Here is a 20,579-nt window from a genome sequence, read left to right as displayed (position 1 = left end):
GGAAGCCGGCCGTCAGGGCCGGTCCCCACCGAAAAGCGCGATCAGCCCGTCCGAGATGACGCCCTGCCAGACGAGGTAGTCGTGGCCGCCGGCATAGTCGCGATAGATGACGGAAATGCCCTTGGCCTGCAGCACGTCCCGCAGATGCCGGCTGGTTTCGAGGATGCCCGCGGTGCCCTGCGCACCCGTTTCGAAAAGCCCGGCCGAAAGAAAGAAGCGCAACGGCAGCGCCGGGCCTGCGGCAATCAGCCCCGCCACATGCTCCCGGCGGTCCTCCGGCGTACCCGGCGGGCTCCACCAGAAAGAGCCGGACATGGCGAGCACGTTGCCGAAGACCTCCGGATGCCGCATGGCGACGGTGGCCGAAGCCAACCCGCCATAGCTGGAACCGGCCAGCACCGTACGCGCGGCCGGAACCACCAGCCCCGTTTCCTTTGCGACAAGCGGGTGGAGCTCGGTGGCCATGAAATCCGCAAAGGCCAGATTGGCCGGGAGCTCCCGCGCCCGCGCCGCCCGGTCGGGATTGGCGACGAAGACGGCGACCACCGGCGGGACGGCGCCGGCGGCGATCATGTTATCGAGGATGCGCGGCACCGGCACGCGGCCGAGATACTGGTCGGCGTCGAAGACGAAGAGCAGGATCGTGTCCTTGCGCGCCGGGTCGAAACCGGGCGGGTAGTAGAACGTGATGTCGCGGCGGTTGCCGAGCAAACGGCTTTCGACCGACAGCGTGTTCAGCCGGCCCTGCGGGTTGCCTTTCTCCGCCAGAAACGGCTGCGGCGGGGCACCGGCCAGTTCCAGCACGGAATCCTGATTGTAGGCGTCTTTCGCTTCCGCCGGCCAGCCGTGCCGGTTCAGTGGATCGGCCTTGGCCGTCGAAAGGACAGCAACGCGCCGGTCGCGCGCGGTGCCCGGCACATAAGGCACATCGAAAGCCAGCTGATAGGACAGCCGCGTGTCGTCGGGCACCTCGAAGCTCTTGAACCAGATGTCCGAGCCGCCAAGGCGCTGCAACTCCTCGTGATCGCCGCTCGGTGCGCCGAACAGGCGGATGTTGCGCTTTGCACCGCGCCCCAGGAAGGTGACGACCTTGCGCCCGTCCTGCCCGTCCTCGACGAGTGGCGTGCCGCGGTCCGTGACCATCGCCCAGAAGGCCTCCGTCGTTCCACCCGTCGCGACCACGGCGGCGATCCCGGCAATGGCAGGGCTCAGATAGGCGGTCGGCGCCGGCCGCTGATCGGCGACGCCGACCTTGCGCTCGATGCCGAGCACATAGGTGCCCTCGCGGTCAGCCGTGGCGACCAGCCGCACGCCAGAACCTTCGGCAACGAACTGGAACTCCGCGACGCCCCCCGCCCCTTCCGCGAGGCGGCGCAGGTGCCGGCCTTCGCTGTCGACGAGATCGAGATCGAACACGCCAGCCTCGACGCGAAGCGTCCCCTTGACATAGTCGCCCGCAGCCGCCTCGGGATCGAAGACCTGCCTTGTCCCGGCCGCCACAGCCTTCCCCATCACCGCCGCGCCGACCGCGAGCGGCACGGCGTGTGTCGTTTCCGCGGCGAGCAGCGGTGTCACCGAGAGGATCAGGGCCACGACGCCCGATCCTACTATCCTGCGCATCACCATTCCTTCTTCAGCGTCGCGACGATGCTGCGGCCTTCGCCATAGAAGCAGGCATAGGCGCTGGCGCAAGAGGCGACATAGCGCTCGTCGCCGATGTTCTTGACGTTGAGCTGGAGCGAGAGCCCCTTCAGGTCCGGGCTCTTCGCGCCGAAATCGTAGGAAGCCATGGCGTCGAACAGCGTGACGGCGCCGACCTTGAACGAATTGCCGCCGTCACCCCAGCTCGTGCCGATGTAGCGCAGCCCCCCGCCGACGGTCAGCCCCTCCAGTGCACCCTCATCGGCCGTGTAGGTCGCCCAGAGCGAGGCCTGGTGCTGCGGAATGCGCGACGGCATCTTGCCGACTTCGCTGGTGTTGACGGATTCCTTGACGATCGAGTCGATGTAGCTGTAGCCTGCGATCAGCGAGAGGTTGTTCGTCACCTCCGCCCGGGCGGAAAGCTCGATGCCGCGGTTGTGGATCTTGCCGACCTGCGAATAGACCGTCTGGCCGAGGTCCGGGTCCCAGGCACCGGCCACCACGTCCTTCTGCCTGAGATCGTAATAGGCGGCCGTCAGCAGCAGGCCGGAGCCTTCCGGCGCATATTTGACGCCGACTTCGAATTGCTCGGCCGTCGTGGGCGAGAAGGCCGACGCCCCGGCAGGCGGCATGTAGAGCGCCGGCTCGAAGGAGGTCGCATAGCTGACATAGGGCGAGAGACCGTTATCGAAGACGTAGAGCGCGCCGGCCCGCCAGGTGAAGGCACCGTCCTTATAGGACTGGTCGTTGGTGCCCAGCCGGTCGTCGATCTCGGTCTTGGCGCGGTCGTAGCGGATGCCGGCGAGGAGGTTGAGCGCGCCGATCTCCACCTGGTCCTGCAGGTAGACGCCGGCCTGACGGGCCGTCAGGTCCTGAAGATCAGTGGTTGCGAGCACCAGCGACGAGAAGTCGAAATCACCGTAGCGCGGATCGGCAAGGTCGATGCTCGGCCCTGCGGCACGGCCCCACTTGTAGTCGCGGGTGCGATACTGGAAATCCACACCGCCGAGCAGCGTGTGTTCTGCCGCCCCCGTCGAGAATGTCGCCTCGAGCTGGTTATCGACGGTGAACTGGTTCCAGGTGTCCGTGCCGCCGCTCGCCGAGCGGCTGACGATCGTGTTGTTGCCGGTCACCGGATCGGGGCCGGCACTGCCATAGACCAGCGTGTGGTGCAGCCAGTCGACATGGTGGTAGCGCGCATTCTGGCGGAAGGTGAGATTGTCGTTGAACTCGTGCTTGAATTCGTAGCCGATCCAGGCCTGCTTGCGCTCCGAGCGCTCGAAATCCGGATCGGACACGAAGAAATCGCGCGGCACGAAGCCGAAACCCGGGATCGGCGTGACGGTGCCGGCAGCATCGAGAAAGTTGCGATAGCCGGCATCCGGTTCGTTCTGGTAGCCGCCAAGGATCGTCAGCGACGTACCCTCGTCCGGCGACCAGGTGAAGGATGGCGCGATGGCGAAGGAGCGGTTCGCGGCGTAATCTTCCTGCAGGTCGCGCCCAAGCCCCTTCGCGGCGATGCGGTAACCGAAAGCATCGTCGAAGGTGTCGGAGATATCGAAGCCGGCGGAAAGATACTTGTCCGTGCCGACCGAAAGCTCCACCGCGCGCAGCGGCGTATCGGTCGGCTTCTTGCTGACCATGTTGACGATACCGCCGGGATTGGCCTGCCCGTATAGGACGGAAGCAGGCCCCGAGATCAGTTCCACCCGCTCCAGAAGATAGGGATCGATCTTCGCATAGGAGAGGTCGCCGCCAAGAAAGAGACCGTCGAGATATTTCGGCACATAGTAGAAACCGCGCACGAAAAGCTCGTCGCGCAGGTTGGAGGCGCCGCGGTAGTCGGTCAGCACGCCCGGCGTGTAACGCAGCGCCTCGGCGACAGACTGGGCGCTCTGGTCCTCGATCTGCTCCTTGGAAACGACGCTGACGGTCTGCGGCGTTTTGGAAACGGGCGTGTCCGTCTTGGTACCGGCGAGGCTCTTCTTGGCGACGTAGCCGTCAACCGGTCCATCGCCCCGCTCGCCGGCGCCGCCCTCCACAACGACCGCTTCCAGCGCGGTGCTGCCCTGGCCGGTCCCTTGATCCTGCGCGACGGCTGCGTTCAGTGCCAGGGCGCTGGCCGCGGCAAGCAGCATGATACGACGGTGTCCGATCGACGGCGAAAGAGTGCCCCACATTTCCTGAATCCACATACGACAAGGCCGGCATGGCGGCCGGCAATTAAACTTGATTAACAAAGTCAACTATGCCAGTAGCTTGGATCGGCTGTCGACCGCAAAGACTTTCGCGGAGGCCGCAGAAAACTTTGCGGAAGCGGCAACCGAGGTCAGCTCGCGCGGAAAAAGGCGATGCAAGAGGGCGGCGTCTTGAACATCAGGATCAAACCGGAAGTTCCCCAACACCTGTTCGTCGGCGCCATGGATGGCCCGGCGAGCTGCACGCCGGACGACAATCTCTATGACGTCTGGCCGAAATTCCTCATCATGGTGCTTCTGCAAGGCCAGCAGCATTTCGTGATGGACGGGGAGCACTTCCGCATCGATGCCGGCGATGCGGCAACCCCGGAACCGACCGTCTTCATGCTGAATGTCGGGCGGGACTGCAAGCTGCAGTTCGTTAATGAAAGCACGACGCCGCTGCGCAAGGTCATGATCTCCGCGCCCCTGCCCTGGATCGACCGGCTGATGCGCTCGCAGCCGACGAGCATGCCGAAGCTGCGCGCCTTCTTCGCCCGGCACCTCGCCGAATTCAGCTTTGCCCCGAACCGTCACCTCATCCAGATCGCCGAACACATCCTCAAACCGCCAGGCACCATGGCGGGCGAACTCCTGACACTCTACCGCAACTCGCACGCCTTCGACATCATGTGCCAGGCCTGCACGGTTCTGGTCGAGGCCGACGCGGCCGCGCCGCACCAGCCGACGGCCTTGAGCCGCCGGCAGAGCGAGAAGGTGCGCGACTACATCCTCGCCCATGTTTGCGAGGACCTGACGCTCGACCGCATCGCGCGCGAAGTCGGCATCAGCACATCCTCCATCCAGCGCCATTTCAAGGAGCATTTCGGCACGACCGTTTCAGACTTCATCCGGCAGGAGCGGCTGGAGACGGCACGCGCCGCGCTGGAGCGGGACGGCATTCCGATCTCGCAGGCCGCCTACCTCGCCGGCTATCGCAACCCATCGAGCTTCACCACCGCCTTCAAGAAGGCCTATGGCGTGACGCCGAAGCATCGGCGGGCATGACGGGCCGCCGCGCTCCCGAGACAAACTTGACCTTATAAATCAAGTTAAGATATGTCTCATGGACATACGGCTGCCGCCTGAGGCGCGGCGATTCTGAAGGATTGGCAATGGCGGCGACGTGCGGCGATGCCGGAAAACGAGCGGGAAAGGTTCTGGCGCGCGGCTTGACGTGCCGGGTCGGACTCCTGCCGACGGCCGCCCGCTGGACCCGCCTCGAAAAGGCTGTGCCGTGAAGAAGGAGGGAGATGCCACCTCGCTGCTCTACGCCGCCCACCGCCCTGCCCTCGTGCGTTATGCGGCGCGGATCCTGGGCTCGCGCGAGGCGGCGGAGGATATCGTGCAGGACGCCTTCCTGCGCTTCTCTCCGGCCAACACCTATGGCGCTTCCGCCAGCCAGACACTCGCCTATCTCTATCGCATCGTGCGCAATCTCTGCCTCGATCTCATCAAGCGGCGCAAGATCGAGATGAGGGAACAGGACAGCGAGCCGCCGTTCTGGTCCCTACCACGCGCCGTCGAGACGCCGGAGGAGACCGTGCTCGTCTCCGACGAAGTGCGGACCATCACCGGGATTCTTGACCGGTTTCCGCTGGATGTCCGCGTTGCACTCGAAATGCACCGCTTCGGCGGCTACACGCTGGAGGAGGTCGCCGCCCATCTCGGGATCTCTGTCGCCACTGCTCATCGCCATGTCCGCGCCGCGCTGGTGGAGATCGCGCTTCGGCTCGGCAATGATGCCCCGTGAAAAAAATCCGCGCGCAAATCGTCCCTACGCAGCAATTTGATATTCGGCTAGAACGCCAGGCATGGCGTGGGGAGCCGGGGCACGGGTAAGAACTTGATTCAGGACGACAGCGAAAAGCGCCGCGCGATCGAAGAAGCCATGGATTGGCTGCTGCGGCTGAAGGCCGATCCCGATTGTCCGCAGGCCGCCCGGGATGTGGAGGACTGGCTTGCGCGGGCGGAAACCAACCGTTCCGCCTGGCGCGATGCACTGAAGGCGTGGGATGCCCTCGGCGAGATACGGCCGCGCCACGCCGACCTGTGGCCGGCCCGCCCGGTCGTGCCCCTGCCCCTGCCCCGCCGCAGCCGCCGGCCCCTTGCGACGGGCATCGCCCTGGCCCTTGCCGCCGCACTCCTCGTCGTGCTGGCCGCGCCGGCCCTGATGATCTGGCTCAAGGCCGATTTCCGCACCAGCACGGGCGAAAGCCGCATGGTGACGCTCGCCGACGGCAGCGCCGTCAACCTTTCCGCCGACAGCGCCATCGATGTCGAGCTGACGCCGGAGGGCCGCCATGTGCGCCTCCTCGCCGGCCAGGCCTTCTTCGACGTGACGCATGACGGCAAGCGCCCCTTCACCGTGGAGGCCGGCAATGCCCGGGTGGTCGTGCTCGGGACCGCCTTCGACGTGGCGCTCGACGATACCGCAACCACGGTGCAGCTTGCCCGCGGCGTGGTCGGTATTTCAGGCGAAGGCGACAGGCAGGCCGTTGCCGAAATGGCGCCCGGCGACATGGCGACGGTCGACAGCGCGACCGGCGCGATCCGCCACGCGGTCGTTCCATTGGAGGAGATCGGCGCCTGGCGGAGCGGCCTGCTCTTCGTCAATGACGTCACCGTGGACAGCGTCGTTGCACGCCTGCAGCGTTACCATCCCGCCTGGATCAGCGTGCCGGATCGCACGCTCGGCCGCCAGCGCGTGACCGGCCTCTACGACCTTCGCGACCCGGACCGGGCACTGACAGCCCTGGTCAAACCCTATGGCGGCAAGGTGCGCGCGATTTCCTCCTATACCCGGATCGTCTCGCGTTATTGAGCCTTTCGGAAAGTTTTCCGAAAAATTCAGGAAATTTGCCGGAAGCGTGAAAAAGATTCCCGAGGCGATCGTTTCTGCACCGGGAATGCGCGCTTCAGGAGCAGCGCATCCCGAGGATGATACCGGGGGTACAATGCGTTTGCATATCGATCGATCGACCACGTCGCGCGCCAAGGCGCGCACGCGCACCGTCTTCATGACCAGGCTGATGGTCTCCACGGCGGCGGCGCTCGTCTTCAGCCTGCCGCAGGCCGCCCTACAGCCGGCAGCAGCCCAGGCGAAATCCGCCCGCATCGGCACCATGGCGTTCGACATTCCCGCACAGCCTCTGGCGAGCGCCCTCAACAGCTTCGGCCGGCAATCCGGCCTGCAGGTCTCGCTCGCCGCCGCCACCTCGCGCGGGCTGACCTCCCGCCCGGTCAAGGGCACGTTCACGCCGCAGGAAGCGCTTGCCCGGCTTCTCGAGGGCACCGACACGCGCCATTCGGTCACCACCGACGGCACGGCGATCGTCACAGCCTCGCATCTCTCCCCGCTCGTGACCGGTTCCGTGGAAAACGGCTCGACGACGCTCGACCGGATCACGGTGGAGGGCGAACAGGTCGGTGAGGGCGACGTCAGCGAACTGAACATTTCCGCCAAGGATCTCGAGCGCAAGAACCCCGCCACAATCCAGGACGTTTTCCGCGAAGAGCCGAGCGTCAAGGTGGGCTCCTCGCTGCCCATGTCGCAGAAGGTTTATGTCAACGGCATCGAGGAAACCAACCTCGCAATCTCCATCGACGGCAGCCGCCAGAACAACAAGGTATTCCACCACAATGCAACGACACTGATCGACCCGACGCTGCTGAAGGCCGTCAGCGTCGACGAGGGCGTGGCGCCGGCCGATGCCGGCCCGGGCGCGCTCGCGGGCTCCATCGTCTACGAAACCAAGGATGTCGGCGATTTCCTCCAGGGCAACGGCTACGGCGGCTTCGTCAATTCCGGCTTCAACACCAACGGCAACATTTTCAGCACCGGCCTTTCGACCTTCGGCAAGCAGGACGGGTTCGAATATCTCGGCTACTTCAACATTGGCCGCGGCAGCGAATTCTCCGCCGGCAACGGTGACGAGGTGCTGGGCACCCGGACGCACTTCCAGAGCGGCCTCGGCAAGCTTGCCTATGAATTCGAAAGCGGCGACCGCATCGAACTCAGCCACGAGGCGATCAAGGACAACGCACCGCGCCCGTTCCGCGCCAACATGGGCACGACGACGGGGGCCAAACCGTGGGAGCCGCTGGTGCGCGACTACGCGCTCGACCGCACCAACACGGTCCTGACCTATACGGACGCCACACCCGAGGGCTGGTGGGATCCGAAGCTTGTGCTCGCCTACGGCCAGACGGAGGTCGGCACGACCGTCTACCTGAAACCCGGCAGCGCACCGGAAACCTATCCGGTCACCGGCATCACCGGCACCTTCAACGGCAAGTTCGAAAACCGCTTCCATTTCGACCTTGGCACGGTGACGGCCGGCGTCGACTTCTACAGCGACAAGGCGGAGGTGGAAGACCTCTACGAGCCCGCCACAGAAAAGGCGCGCAATATCGGTGCCTATGTCCAGACGCGCCTCGAGCCCTTCGAGCGTGCCCGCCTGTCCTTCGGCGGCCGCGCGGACCGGCAATGGTTCACCGGCACGACCGGCGAGGAATGGGACAATGCCGGCCTTAGCGGCAACATTTCCGGCGAGTACGACCTCATCCCGGATTTCCTGACCGCCAAGGCCGGGTACTCCCATGTCTGGGCCGGCATTCCGCTCGCCGAGAACTTCATCATGAACCCCGCCTGGGTCTATTCGCCCGAGCCGGAGCCGACGACCTCCGACAACTACACGGTCGGCCTCGTCGCGAAATATGCCGGCTTTTCGCTGGAAGGCTCGGTGTTCCGCACGGAAATGGAGAATGCCCGCGCGGCGCGCTACAAATATGCCTTCGAGGGACGGCATGTGGAATCGGAAGGTTTTTCGATCGGGGCCGGCTATGACTGGACCGACGGCTACATCCGCGTGAAATATGCCAATATCGACACGCTGATCGACGGGAAGCCGGCCGATTCCGATACCGGCACTTACCTCACGACACCGGTCGGTGAGATCATCACGGTCTCCGCCGCGCACACCTTCGCCGATTGGGGCCTCACCGTCGGCGGCGATATCGAGATCGCGCCGAAATATGACAAGGTGCCGGATGGAAGCCCTGCCTTCAAGGCGTATCAGGTCGTCAACAGCTTCGTCGAGTACAAGCCGCCGAGCCACCAGAACCTGACGCTGCGTGCCGAGGTGAAGAACATCTTCAACGAGACCTATGCCGACCGCGCCACCTATGGCCAGGAGTTCGGCGAGGTGAAGCCGCTTTATCAGCCCGGACGCGCGTTCCTCCTCAGCGTGCGCGCCACGTTCTGACGTCATGGCCCCGGCCGACCGCCGGGGCCTTACCGGAGACAGACATGAAACGCCTGAAGTCCCTCGCCCTTGCGGCAGTCCTCCTTGCCACCGGCACTGCCGGCGCCGCCGATATCTCGATCGACACGGCGGCCGGCCGGAAGACCGTTGCAACCCCTGTCGCCACCGTCGCCGTCTTCGACATCGCCGCCATCGACACGCTGGACAAACTCGGCATCAGGCCGGCAGGCCTGCCGTCCAATCTCTACCTGAAGGAACTGTCGCGCCTGAGCGACGGTGCGACTGTGGTCGGCGACATCTTCGAACCCGATCTCGAAGCACTGAGCGCGCTCGCACCCGATCTCATCATTCTCGGTGGCCGCTCCTCCACCAAGGTGGGCGCCACGGCCAAGGTGGCTCCGACGATCGACATGACGATGGACGGGGACGACCTCATCGACCAGGCCCGCGCGCGGATCGCCACCTACGGACGCCTGTTCGGCAAGGAAACCGAGGCCGAGGCCGCGCGCAAGGAACTCGACGGCGCCATCGAAACGGCCCGTGCCGCGGTTGCCGGCAAGGGCAAGGCGCTGATCGTCATGACCAACGGGCCCAAAGTCACCGCCTATGGCCCCGGCTCGCGCTTCGGCTGGCTGCACCGCTCGCTCGATCTTCCGCCGGCGATCACCGAGGTAGAGGCGGCAACGCACGGCGAGGCGGTCTCGTTCGAATTCATCCGCGAGGCCAACCCGGATTGGCTGATCGTGCTCGACCGCGCCGCCGCGATCGGCTCCAACGAGCAGAACGCCAGGATCACGCTCGACAACGAGCTGGTCGCCGAGACGGTGGCGTGGAAGAAGGGTCAGGTCGTCTATCTGCCGTCCGGCGATTTCTACATCGCCGCCGGTGGTGCGCAGGCGATGATCCGCGTCTATTCCGCCATCGCCGAAGCCTTCGCCGCGGCGAAGTAACCGTCAGTTCAGCCGCTGCTCCGTCTCAGCGTCGAAGACATGGAAGGCAGTGGGCGCAACGACAAGGGCGATCTCGTCGCCGGCGGCGATGCGGGCGGTGGCCGGCAGGGCGGCGACGAGGCGCTGGCGGCCCATGACCGCCGTGACGACCAGTTCCGGCCCGGTCAACTCCGCGACCTCGCAACGCGCCGTAAGCGGCACGCCTTCGCCCGTCCGCTCGACCGCCTCCGGCCGGATGCCGAGGACGAGCCGGCGCCCGGACGACACGCCGTTGAGACCGGGCACAGGCACGGCGATGTCCGTGCCGTCGATCCGCACGCCGTCCTCGGCCGCGGTAGCGGCCAGAAGGTTCATCGGCGGCGCGCCGACGAAGGTCGCGACATAGAGCGTCGCCGGCCGGTTGTAGATGGCCTCCGGCGTATCGAGCTGTTCGATCCGGCCACCGCGCATGACGGCAATGCGGGTGGCGAGCGTCATCGCCTCGATCTGGTCATGCGTGACATAGACGACGGTCGTCTTCGTCATCTGGTGCAGGCGTTTCAGCTCGGTGCGCATTTCCATGCGCAGCTTCGCATCGAGGTTGGACAGCGGCTCGTCGAAAAGGAAGATTTTCGGATTGCGCACCAGCGCGCGGCCGATGGCGACGCGCTGACGCTGGCCACCCGAGAGCTGGCCGGGCTTGCGCTCCAGAAGGTTCTCGATCTGCAGGAGCTTCGCCGTCTCATGCACGGCCCTATCGCGTTCCGTCTTGTCCACCTTGCGCATTTCGAGGCCGAAGCCGATGTTCCGGTGCACGGTGAGATTGGGATAGAGCGCGTAGGACTGGAACACCATGGCGATGTCCCGGTCCTTCGGGTGCACCCCGACAATCGAGCGGTCCCCGATGCGGATGTCGCCGCTCGTCGGCTCGGCAAGGCCGGCGATGATGTTGAGCAGCGTGGACTTGCCGCAGCCGGAGGCGCCGAGCAGCACGAGGAACTCCCCGCTTTCGAGCGCGATGTCGATGCCCTTCAGCGTCTCGACGGCGCCGTAGCTCTTGCGGATGGCGTCAATGGTCAGCGTGCTCATGCCGTAGTGTCCTGCCCGGTCGGTGTGTAGCTTCGGGGATGGGTGGAAATAGCGCGCGAGGCCACCGCCGTGCCGGCGGCAAGGCTTGCCTCAAGCCCTCCGCCGACTGCGTGGGAAGCAAGGAAAGCTGCGTTGAACACGTCGCCCGCGCCGATCGTATCGACGACCTGCACGAAAGGCGCAGCGACGTGAAAAACCCGCTCGTCGGGATCCACGGCGATGGCCCCCTTCGGGCCGCACTTCACGATGACGAAGCTTCCCTCCGGCATGCCCTGCCGCAAGATACGTGCCGCCTCCGCGGGATCGGCAACACCAGCAAGACTGGTCGTCTCCACCTCGTTGAACAGCGCGATCCGGCAGCGCGACAGCCAGCGTTTCGCCGCCCGCCTGTTCGCCTCCGTCCAGCCGTCCAGCGGCCAGCCGGTATCGAGGGCGACGGCGATATCATGCCGATCGGCCCAGTCGAAAAACCGGTCGTAGTCCTCCACCAGCCGCTCCGTCAGGAACGAGCCGCAAAGGAGCGCAATGCCGCCGGAAAGCCTCGGTCCGTCGAGCACCGAAAGGACGTCCTCCAGGCTGAACAGCGGCAGGTGCCCGCGCGTCGTGAAGAAGGTCCGCTCACCGTCCGGATGGGTGATGCCCACGGAGAGCGTCGTGCTGTCGCCGTGCACCGGCCAGGTGCTTGCGCGTGCGCCGAAACTTTCCGCCAGCCAGCGGCCGAACTGGTCGCGGCCGATGCTGGCGGCGATCTCGAAGGGCGTGCCGAGCGCCATCCAGGCGAGCGCGGCATTGCCCGCCGAACCGCCGACGCGCAACTCGTCGTGATCGACGATGCTTTCCGTGCCCGGCTGCGGCCAGGGCGCAGCCGGTCCCATGATCAGGTCGACATTGACGTTTCCGATGACGGCAAGCGGCTTCACTCATTCACTCCGGGTAATCTTGGTCGTGCGCACCGGCGTTCCGGCATCGGTGACACGCTCCGCAGCAAAGGCGATCATCAGCCGCTGCGCCGTCGGCAGCATGGCGAAGACGGCAGCAAGCCCGGTCAGCGGCGAGAAGGCGATCGTCGCCGCGCCCTCGACCGGCGGCCGGCCGGATGCGTCGAACATGACGAGCCTTGCGCCCGCCTCGACGACCGAAGTCGCCATCGCCGTCACGAGATCCGTCGTCGCGTCGTCACCGCGGAAGAGGACCACGCCCACCTCTGGCGAGAGCATCTCCATCGGCCCGTGGCGCAGCTGGCCACCTTCCAGCGAAAAACACGGCAGACGCGACAGTTCCGTGAAACCGAGCGCGATGGCCTCGGCAAGCCCCTGCAGCCGCCGCCCGGACGTCACGACGGAGCGCACGTCGCGCAACATGGCCAGCGCCGCATCGATGGAAGGCTCCTGCGGGGTTTCCAGGACATCGACCGCCGACGCGCCGTCTTCGCCGAGGGCAGCGAGGATCGCAAGGTGGAGCGCGAAGCTCACGGTCAGGCTGCGGGTCGCGGCGAAGGCCTGCTCCGTGCCGCCGTGGCCGACGAGGCAGGGCGCCGTGCGCGCAAGGAAGGAGCCGCCTTCGAGCGTGAATCCGAATGTGTCCTCATTGCCACCGGTCTCCCCGAACCAGCGCAGCACCTCCGCGCTTTCCCCCGACTGCGAGGTGACGAAGACCGTGCGCCCGTCGAGGGCGAGCGGCGCGCCGAGCTGCTCGGAAAGCGGCAAGGCAATCGCGTCGATGCCGAGGCGGCGGTAAAGCGGCTCGACGGCGCGACCGACCGCCTGCGAGCCGCCCATGCCGAGGAGCAGCAGCCGGCCGGTGCGCTTCAGGCTGGCAGCGGCCCTTTCAGCCATTGCGCCGTTGTTGCGGAACGAGGCGAGCGCATCGGCATGCTGGCGCGCCATTTCGCGATCGATCGCCTTGAGACCTTCCGGCCGGGATGCAGTCGTGTCCATCATCATCCTTTCACACCGCCGCTGGTAAGGCCCGAAATCAGGGCCCGTTGCATGAGGAGGCCGACCAGAACCGGCGGCAGCGCGGCCAGAACGCCGGCCGTCGCGATCAGCCCGTAGTCGGAGACCCGGCCGCCCGCGAGGTCGGCAATGGCGACTGTCAGCGTGCGGGCGCGCTGGTCCGAAGTGAAGAGCAGCGCATAGAAGAACTCGTCCCAGCCGAGCAGGAAGGCAAAGAGCGCCGAGGTCGCGACGATGGGCATGGCAAGCGGCAGGGTGATGATACGCAGCGTCGCAAAAAGACTTGCCCCGTCCATCATCGCCGCCTGCTCGATTTCCCGCGGAATGCCGTCGAAGCCGGATTTCATCAGCCAGGTGGTGAAGGGTGCCAGGATGGTGAGGTAGACGAGCGCCAGGCCGAAGACAGAATTGAGCAGGCCGAAGGCGGCGAGCGCCATGTAGAGCGGCACGGCGAGTGCGACGGGCGGCAGCATGTAGGTGGCGATGACCAGCGAGAGCGACCAACCGACCGAAGGTGTGCGCGAGACCGCCCAGCCCGCCGGCACGGCAAGCAGTACGGCGGCAACCGTCGCCATGCCCGCCACGAGGATGCTGTTGACGAGCGAGGCGACGAAGGTTGCACCCGCACTGTTCGGGATGGTCGAAAGCAGCGTGGCGTAACGCGAGAAATCGACCGTGCTCGGCCACCAGCGCAGCGGGCGCGCCACGAGGTCGGCCGCCGGCGATATGCTCATCACGAAGAGCCAGAAGATCGGCGCGACGATGACCGCGGCCAGCAGCAGCGCGGCGGCATGGATGAGGATCGAGGCGAGAAGGCTGCGGCGTTCCATCAGGCGGCACTCCCCGCCGTGCGCCGCACGAGCATGCCGTAGCCGATTGCCAGCACCGTCACGATGAGGGTGACGACGAGGGCGAGCGAGGCGCCGGAGCCGGCACGCTGGAAGGAGAAGGCCTCCTGATAGACGAGGATCGACAGGGTGCGCGTCGAATTGGCCGGGCCGCCGCGCGTCATCACCCAGATCAGATCGAACACCTTGAAGGCCTCGATGGTGCGCAGGACCAGCGCCACCATCAGGGGGCCGGCGAGATAGGGCAGGATGACGAAACGGAAGCGCGCGAAGGGGCCTGCGCCATCGACCAGCGATGCGGAGGTAATGTCGCGCGGCACGGCCTGGAGGGCGGCAAGTGCGATGAGGGCGACGAGCGGAAAGTTCTTCCAGCAGTCGGCGACGATCAGCGCTGTCATGGCGGTGCCGGGCTCGCCGAGCCAGGAGCGGTAGCTGTCGAGAAGGCCGACCTGTGTCAGCGCCGCGTTCAGCGCGCCGTATTCCGGATTGTAGATGAGCCGCCAGAGCGTCGCATTGACCACCGTCGGCAAAGCCCAGGGCAGGATCAGCAGGGCGCGCAGCACGGTGCGGCCGTAGAACCGCTGGTTCAGCAGGAGAGCGGCCAGAACGCCGATCACCATCTCCGCCGTCACGGAGACCACGGCAAACCAGGTCGTCGCATAGAGCGCGCGCTGAAAATTGCTGTTCGACAGCATTTTCAGGTAGTTGTCGAAACCGATGAAAGCACCGCCGGAACCGATCAACTTGGCATCTGTAAAGGAGAGCCGCACGGTATCGACCATCGGCCAGCCGATCACGGCGAGCATGATCACCAGCAGCGGCAGCATGAGAAGCCATGCCCGGGTCGTCATCCAGGTGCCGGACATAGCGTCCTCTTCATCGATTGCAGGAAAGGGGAGTGTGCGGGCGGCCGAAGCCGCCCGCAAGGCCGAAGGTCAAAGACCGCTGTTGTCGGCTGCCGATTTCAGCGCATCTTCCGGCGATGCCTGGTCGAGCAGGGCTTCCTGAATGGCCTGCTGGAGGGCCGTGGAAAGCTCCTGGTACTTCGGCGTGGTCGGCCGCGGATACATGGCGGCAAGACCGAGCTTGGCGGCCGCGATCAGCTCTTCCTGACCGGCAGTGACGGCGGCATCCTCGTAGGACGACGCCCAGATCGGCAGGCTGAGCTTGGCATAGGCGTTCTGCGTCTCCTGCGAGGTCATGTGCACGATGTACTTCCAGGCCTCGTCCGGGCTCTTGCTGGTCGTGGTGATGCCGAGGCCCATCGAGCCGTTGACGGCCGAGACCTCGCTCTTGCCTTCGACGCCCGGTGCAGGCACGACACCGACCTTGCCGGCGACCTTGCTGTCCTTGCCGCCATTGGCCATGTTGTACATATAGGTCCAGTTGAGTGCGAAGGCCGCCTCGCCGTTCTGGAAGAGGTTGCGCACGTCCTCTTCGAGGAACTCCTTGGAGTTCGGGTTGGTGAGGCCGGACTTGTAGCTGTCGACCATGTACTTCAGGGCATCGAGACCGCCACCTTCCGTAAAGGCCGGCTTGCCGTCCTTCAGAAATTCACCGCCATAGGCGCTGACAAGCGTGGTGTAGTCGCAGATCGCGGCCTCGGCCTGCGACCAGCTCCAGGCGATCGGGGTCGCCAGCAGACCCTTGTCCTTGATGACCTTTGCCTGTTCGTTGAGTTCGGCCCAGGTCTGAGGCGGCGTCTTGATGCCGGCCTTCTCAAGGATTTCCTTGTTGTAGAACAGGTACTTGGTGTCGAGGATCCACGGCATGCCGTAGGACTTGCCGTCATAATTGACGGTCGTCCAGGCGCCCGGCAGCACGCCCTTCTTCATCTCGTCGGTGATACGGGACGAGACGTCGACCAGCACGTTGTTGGTCGCATATTCGGCCGGCCAGATCACGTCGAAAAGCACGACGTCGTAGCCGCTGCCGGAACCCTGCGCGAGCACCGCCTTGTCGTGCAGGCCCTCGTAGGGAACGAATTCCAGGTTCACCTTGATGTCGGGGTTCGCCTTGGTGAAGGCGTCCGTCATGGCGCGCACGTCCGCCTCGCTATAGGCGGCCTGCGCCATGAAGAGCGCGTTGAGCGTCGTTTCCGCAAAGGCATGCGGAACGGAAACGCCGGCAACCAGCACCGCGCCGAGCAAGGTCTTCTTTATCGATTTCAACATGATTGCGTCCTCCTTTTTGGTTCATGCATCCGAGGGCACCCTATGGGCACCCCTGGTCGTTTCGGGCCGCCTCGGCCCCTGAGGACCATTGACAGCTCCTTGTCGGATCAAGGCGGGAGACCCGCCGCCGTTCCCCGGAGCTCTTCGGCTCCTTATTAAGTCAAATCTCTTGACTTAAGTGTTCTGTATTATTCAAATGGTGTCAAGAGGGGGTATCGATGAACGAACTGCGGACGATCCGCGCCAAGAGCGGAACCAACCAGGAAGGCACCAGCGCCCATAACCGGCGCGTCATCATCGAGGCCATCCGGCTGAACGGACCCCTGTCGCGCGCCGATCTTTCCCGCGCCACGCGACTGACCAAGCAGACCATCTCCAATCTCGTCGAAAGCCTCGAGGTGGACGGGCTCGTCGCGTCGGAGGAGGTGGTGCGCGGTGGGCGCGGCCAGCCTTCGACGCCCTATCGCCTTGTTCCGGAAGGCGCCTTTGCCCTCGGCGTGCAGATCGACCGGCACCTCACGCGCCTCGTCGCCGTCGACCTCATGGGGCGGGAAGTCGCCCGCGCCGTCGCCAACCTTCCGCCGGGCGGCCCGGTGGAGGGCTGCAAGCTGATCCTTCGCCTCATCGAGACCATGCGCAGCGACCTGGCACGGCGCATCCCCGAATCGACACACCGGCTTGCCGGGCTCGGCCTTGCAATGCCCGGGCCTTTCGGCCTTCCGCCGTCCGAGGACAATGCCTGGATGATGGCGCCGTGGCAGAGCTTCCCGCTCGTCGAAACGCTGGCCGCCGGCACGGGACTGGCCACAAGCCTGCAGAACGACGCCACCGCCTGCGCGGCAGCCGAGCGGATGAACGGCTCGGCGGACGGCCTCGACCATGCCGTCTGCATCTATTTCGGCTACGGTATCGGGGCGGGGCTGATCCTCGGCGGGGAGCTCTATACGGGCAGCAACCGCAATGCTGGCGAGATCGGCATGGTGCTGTTCTCGCGCGGCGGCAGCCAGTCACCGCTCGAACACCGCTCGTCGCTCGCTTCGCTGTTCCAGCATCTCGGCCTCGATTCGGCGACCACGGAGGCCTATGCCGAGGTCGAGCGGCGGACGCTTGCGGACGATCCGCGCATTCTCGACTGGCTGGCGGGCGCGGCGGCCGACATGCGCCAGGCCGTGCACACGGTCGAGACCATCTTCGATCCCCAGACCGTCATTCTCTCGGGCAGCGCACCGGAGCCGCTGGCAAAGCGGCTGTTCGATGCCATGTTCCCGCTCATCTCCTCCAATGCCGACCGACCTGACCGCATGCTGCCGCGCCTGCAGCTCGGCATGATCGGCCCGTGGGCGGTCGCGCTGGGTGCCGCGGCCGAGCCGATCCGCCGGGCTTTCGATCCCCGCTTCTCCGCGATCCTGAAAACGGCGTCCTGACGGCTGCCTGTTTCGCGGGCATTTCCCGTCCGCAACCCGGCCAAAACCGCTGCATCTGCAGTTTATTTGCACGAGCGTACCGGAATCGCCGAATCAGACCTTCCCTGTGTCCCAGCAAAACCCTACTCAGATATCACTCGCGCAACCCGCGAGCTTCCCCGCGTCATTGGGAGCCAACCGTGGCGCTCGCTGCCCCGCTTCGTGCGGGGCCTCTTTTTTTCCGCTGTCGAAAATCCCATCCGCTCAGGGGTGATGCAGCACGCTCATCCCGCCATCCACCGTCAGGCAGGTGGCGTTCATGAAGGGGCATTCGTCCGAAACCATGAAGAGCGCGGCTTTGGCGATCTCCTCCGGCGAGGCGATACGCCCGCCGGGATGAAGCTTCATCGTTTCAGCCTCTGCCGCGACGGGATCTGGAAAGCTGTTCCAGTATTCCACCGCCTTCTGCGTGCGCACATAGCCGGGCGCCAGCGCGTTCACACGAACGTCCTGCCCCGCATATTCGAGGCCGAGCGCCTTGGTCATGCCGAGCAGCGCGTGCTTGGCCACCGGATAGGGAAAAGTGTGCGGGATGATGGTGAAGGCGTGGGTCGAGGCGATGTTGAGAATGACCCCGCCCCCCTCTTCGATCATGCCAGGCAGAACGGCCTTGCTGCAATTCCAGGCGCCCTTGAGGTTGATGTCGAAGCAGCGCTGCCAGTCGGCATCCGAGAGCTTCAGCGGCTCGAAGAAGACATTGACCCCGGCATTGTTGACCAGCGCATTCGGCCGGCCAATCTCGGCTGTCGCGGCAGCCACCGCCCGCGCGATGGCATCGGCATCGGTGATGTCAGCCGCCGCAAGGCCAACCTTGCCGCCAGCGGCACGAAGCCGGCCGGCTTCCGCGGCCAGCAGATCGCCGTCACGATCGATGAGGAAGAGACTTGCCCCCTCGGCAAGGAAGCATTCGGCCATGGCAAGGCCGATACCCTGCGCCGCACCGGTGACGACGATCCGTTTTCCGTCAAGACGTCCGGCCATGTCTGCCCTCCTCACCATTCGGCGACGCTACCGTCTTCATGCCGCCAGACGGGGTTGCGCCAGCGATGGCCCTCCTTTGCCCGTTCGATGACATAGGCCTCGTCCACCTCGATGCCGAGCCCGGCTCCCTGCGGGATCGAGACGAAACCATCGGCATAGTGGAACACCTCCTTGTTGGAGATGTAGTCGAGAATGTCGTTGGCCTTGTTGTAGTGGATGCCGAGGCTCTGTTCCTGGATGAAGGCATTGTAGGAGACCGCATCCACCTGCAGGCAGGCGGCGAGCGCGATCGGGCCCAGCGGGCAATGCGGCGCGAGCGCCACGTCATAGGCCTCCGCCATCGCCGCGATCTTGCGGCATTCCGTGATGCCGCCGGCATGCGAAAGATCCGGCTGGAGGATGTCGACATAGCCGTCCGAAAGCACGGACTTGAAATCCCAGCGCGAATAGAGCCGTTCGCCCAGCGCGATCGGCGTCGAGCAATGGTTGGCGATCTCCTTCAAGGCCTCGCGGTTTTCCGAAAGCACAGGTTCCTCAATGAACATCAGATTATAGGGCTGGAGCTCCTTTGCGAGCACCTTGGCCATGGGCCGGTGCACGCGGCCATGGAAATCGACGCCGATGCCGACATGCGGGCCGATCGCCTCGCGGATGATGGCGACGGTCTCCACCGCCTTTTCCACCTTGTCCCAGCTGTCGACGATCTGCATTTCTTCGCAGCCGTTGAGCTTGATCGCCTTGAAGCCGCGGGCGACGACCTCGCGGGCATTGTTGGCGACATCGGCAGGGCGGTCGCCGCCAATCCAGCTGTAGACCTTGATCTTGTCGCGCACCTGGCCGCCGAGCAGAGCGTGAATGGGCTGGCCATAAGCTTTGCCCTTGATGTCCCAGAGCGCCTGGTCGATGCCGGCCAGCGCCGACATGTGCACCGACCCGCCGCGGTAGAAGCCGCCACGATACATGACCTGCCAATGGTCTTCGATCAGAAGCGGATCCTTGCCGACGAGGTAGTCGGAGAGCTCGTGCACCGCCGCCTCCACCGTCAGCGCGCGACCTTCCACGACGGGTTCGCCCCAGCCGACGATGCCCTCGTCCGTCTCCACCTTGAGGAAGAGCCAGCGAGGCGGAACGATATAGGTCGTGAGCTTGGTGATCTTCATAGGGACACTCGTCTGGAAACAGAAAGGGATTGGATCAGGCGCCCGCAGGCGTCGGATGATTCTTGACGGCAATCGCCAGATCGCGCGCGGCAAGATCAAGCAGGCGGTGCGAACATTTACGCGCCGTCGCTTTGTCGCGCATGCGCAGCGCATCCACGAGGCGCTTGTGGACCTCCAGCGCTTCGTCCCGGGCATCCGCCGCTTCGGCGGAGGCATGCAGCGAGAATTCGAGCGCGGCCTGGATGATGCTGGCGAGCTGCATGAAAACCTGGTTGTGGCTGGCCTTGAGCAGCGCCGCATGGAAAGCGAAGTCCGCCTGCGAGAAGGCATCGAGATCGCTCTCTGCATCACGCATGCGTTCCCAGGCGCGCTCGATTTCCGCGACGTCTTGCACCGTCGCGCGCTCGGCGGCGAGTTCGGCGGCAAAGGGCTCGATGGCACGGCGCGCGTCGAGCACGCAGGTGAGAAGGTCGAATTCGAAGATGCGCGGGCCGATCCATTCCAGCACCTGCTGGTCGAGGATGTTCCACTCCTCCTTGGGGCAGACGATCGTGCCGACCCGGGAGCGGCCGCGCACCAGGCCCTTCGATTCGAGGATCTTCAGCGATTCGCGGATGACGGTGCGGCTGACGCCGTAGCGCAGGCACAGCTCGTTCTCCGTCGGCAGGAACCCGCCGACCGGGAAGATGTCGGCGCAGATATCCGAGGCAATCGCCCGCGTGATGTTCTTCTGCACCCGGGGACGCCGTACGCCGCCCTCGCCATCGGCCACGCCCGAGCGCCCGTCCTGTTCCTGCACGATCATTCTCCACCCCATTTCCGTCCGCGATGCATA

Annotated in this window: 17 protein-coding genes; 6 read left to right on the top strand and 11 right to left on the bottom strand. The window is 65.3% G+C overall.

The genetic code is table 11. From position 1 onward, the window contains the following. Positions 1 to 12: 12 nt before the first annotated feature. Entirely contained in the window at positions 13 to 1,620 is a 1,608-nt protein-coding gene (locus EXZ48_RS04420) for an alpha/beta hydrolase-fold protein (protein WP_245461933.1), read from the bottom strand. Continuing rightward, positions 1,620 to 3,821, bottom strand: a complete 2,202-nt coding sequence (locus tag EXZ48_RS04415; protein ID WP_130514453.1) for a TonB-dependent siderophore receptor — start codon at positions 3,819 to 3,821, stop codon at positions 1,620 to 1,622. The genes EXZ48_RS04420 and EXZ48_RS04415 overlap by 1 nt, the downstream gene beginning before the upstream one ends. A gap of 189 nt (positions 3,822 to 4,010) precedes the next feature. On the opposite strand from EXZ48_RS04415, the gene EXZ48_RS04410 reads away from it, so the two are divergent. The 5 genes from EXZ48_RS04410 to EXZ48_RS04390 all read left to right on the top strand — a co-directional run bounded on the left by EXZ48_RS04410 (position 4,011) and on the right by EXZ48_RS04390 (position 10,095). Then, positions 4,011 to 4,886 (top strand): AraC family transcriptional regulator, encoded by an 876-nt coding sequence (locus tag EXZ48_RS04410; protein WP_081870759.1) that lies wholly within the window; start codon positions 4,011 to 4,013, stop codon positions 4,884 to 4,886. A gap of 229 nt (positions 4,887 to 5,115) precedes the next feature. Next, positions 5,116 to 5,631: an RNA polymerase sigma factor gene (locus tag EXZ48_RS04405; RefSeq protein ID WP_130514452.1), complete on the top strand. Its 516-nt coding sequence runs from the start codon at positions 5,116 to 5,118 to the stop codon at positions 5,629 to 5,631. A gap of 93 nt (positions 5,632 to 5,724) precedes the next feature. After that, positions 5,725 to 6,702, top strand: coding sequence for a FecR family protein (locus tag EXZ48_RS04400; protein WP_130514451.1), 978 nt, complete (start codon positions 5,725 to 5,727; stop codon positions 6,700 to 6,702). Positions 6,703 to 6,835: 133 nt separating this feature from the next. After that, complete coding sequence (locus EXZ48_RS04395) at positions 6,836 to 9,145, top strand: TonB-dependent receptor (RefSeq protein ID WP_245461932.1); 2,310 nt, start codon at positions 6,836 to 6,838, stop codon at positions 9,143 to 9,145. A gap of 44 nt (positions 9,146 to 9,189) precedes the next feature. Next, complete coding sequence (locus tag EXZ48_RS04390; protein WP_050744850.1) at positions 9,190 to 10,095, top strand: siderophore ABC transporter substrate-binding protein; 906 nt, start codon at positions 9,190 to 9,192, stop codon at positions 10,093 to 10,095. A gap of 3 nt (positions 10,096 to 10,098) precedes the next feature. Here the strand turns inward: EXZ48_RS04390 and EXZ48_RS04385 are convergent, their stop codons facing one another. The 6 genes from EXZ48_RS04385 to EXZ48_RS04360 form a co-directional block, all read right to left on the bottom strand. After that, positions 10,099 to 11,163, bottom strand: coding sequence for an ABC transporter ATP-binding protein (locus EXZ48_RS04385; protein WP_130514450.1), 1,065 nt, complete (start codon positions 11,161 to 11,163; stop codon positions 10,099 to 10,101). Next, positions 11,160 to 12,083, bottom strand: a complete 924-nt coding sequence (locus EXZ48_RS04380; protein WP_023516315.1) for a carbohydrate kinase family protein — start codon at positions 12,081 to 12,083, stop codon at positions 11,160 to 11,162. The genes EXZ48_RS04385 and EXZ48_RS04380 overlap by 4 nt, the downstream gene beginning before the upstream one ends. After that, entirely contained in the window at positions 12,084 to 13,100 is a 1,017-nt protein-coding gene (locus EXZ48_RS04375) for an SIS domain-containing protein (RefSeq protein ID WP_130514449.1), read from the bottom strand. A 2-nt stretch (positions 13,101 to 13,102) separates the two neighbouring features. Continuing rightward, positions 13,103 to 13,948 (bottom strand): carbohydrate ABC transporter permease, encoded by an 846-nt coding sequence (locus EXZ48_RS04370; RefSeq protein WP_130514448.1) that lies wholly within the window; start codon positions 13,946 to 13,948, stop codon positions 13,103 to 13,105. Further along, a complete protein-coding gene (locus EXZ48_RS04365; protein ID WP_130514447.1) occupies positions 13,948 to 14,832 on the bottom strand; it encodes a carbohydrate ABC transporter permease in 885 nt (294 codons plus the stop codon). The genes EXZ48_RS04370 and EXZ48_RS04365 overlap by 1 nt, the downstream gene beginning before the upstream one ends. Before the next feature lie 69 nt (positions 14,833 to 14,901). Continuing rightward, positions 14,902 to 16,140: an extracellular solute-binding protein gene (locus EXZ48_RS04360; RefSeq protein ID WP_130514446.1), complete on the bottom strand. Its 1,239-nt coding sequence runs from the start codon at positions 16,138 to 16,140 to the stop codon at positions 14,902 to 14,904. A 218-nt stretch (positions 16,141 to 16,358) separates the two neighbouring features. Between EXZ48_RS04360 and EXZ48_RS04355 the strand changes: the two genes are divergently transcribed. After that, positions 16,359 to 17,564, top strand: coding sequence for an ROK family transcriptional regulator (locus EXZ48_RS04355; protein WP_130514445.1), 1,206 nt, complete (start codon positions 16,359 to 16,361; stop codon positions 17,562 to 17,564). Between the two features lie 243 nt (positions 17,565 to 17,807). Here the strand turns inward: EXZ48_RS04355 and EXZ48_RS04350 are convergent, their stop codons facing one another. The 3 genes from EXZ48_RS04350 to EXZ48_RS04340 are packed head-to-tail and all read right to left on the bottom strand — an operon-like array spanning position 17,808 to position 20,549. Then, on the bottom strand, positions 17,808 to 18,584 hold the full coding sequence (locus EXZ48_RS04350) for an SDR family oxidoreductase (protein ID WP_130514444.1): 777 nt from the start codon (positions 18,582 to 18,584) through the stop codon (positions 17,808 to 17,810). An 11-nt stretch (positions 18,585 to 18,595) separates the two neighbouring features. Next, positions 18,596 to 19,744: a galactonate dehydratase gene (gene dgoD, locus EXZ48_RS04345; RefSeq protein WP_130514443.1), complete on the bottom strand. Its 1,149-nt coding sequence runs from the start codon at positions 19,742 to 19,744 to the stop codon at positions 18,596 to 18,598. Positions 19,745 to 19,778: 34 nt separating this feature from the next. Beyond that, the gene (locus EXZ48_RS04340; protein WP_130514442.1) at positions 19,779 to 20,549 is read right to left on the bottom strand and encodes a FadR/GntR family transcriptional regulator; all 771 of its coding nucleotides are present in this window, start codon (positions 20,547 to 20,549) and stop codon (positions 19,779 to 19,781) included. Positions 20,550 to 20,579: the final 30 nt, after the last annotated feature.

Source organism: Shinella sp. JR1-6 (assembly GCF_004284735.1).
Lineage (GTDB): Bacteria > Pseudomonadota > Alphaproteobacteria > Rhizobiales > Rhizobiaceae > Shinella.
Note: the sequence above shows the minus strand (reverse complement) of the source record. Positions and strands in the feature narration are given on the sequence as shown.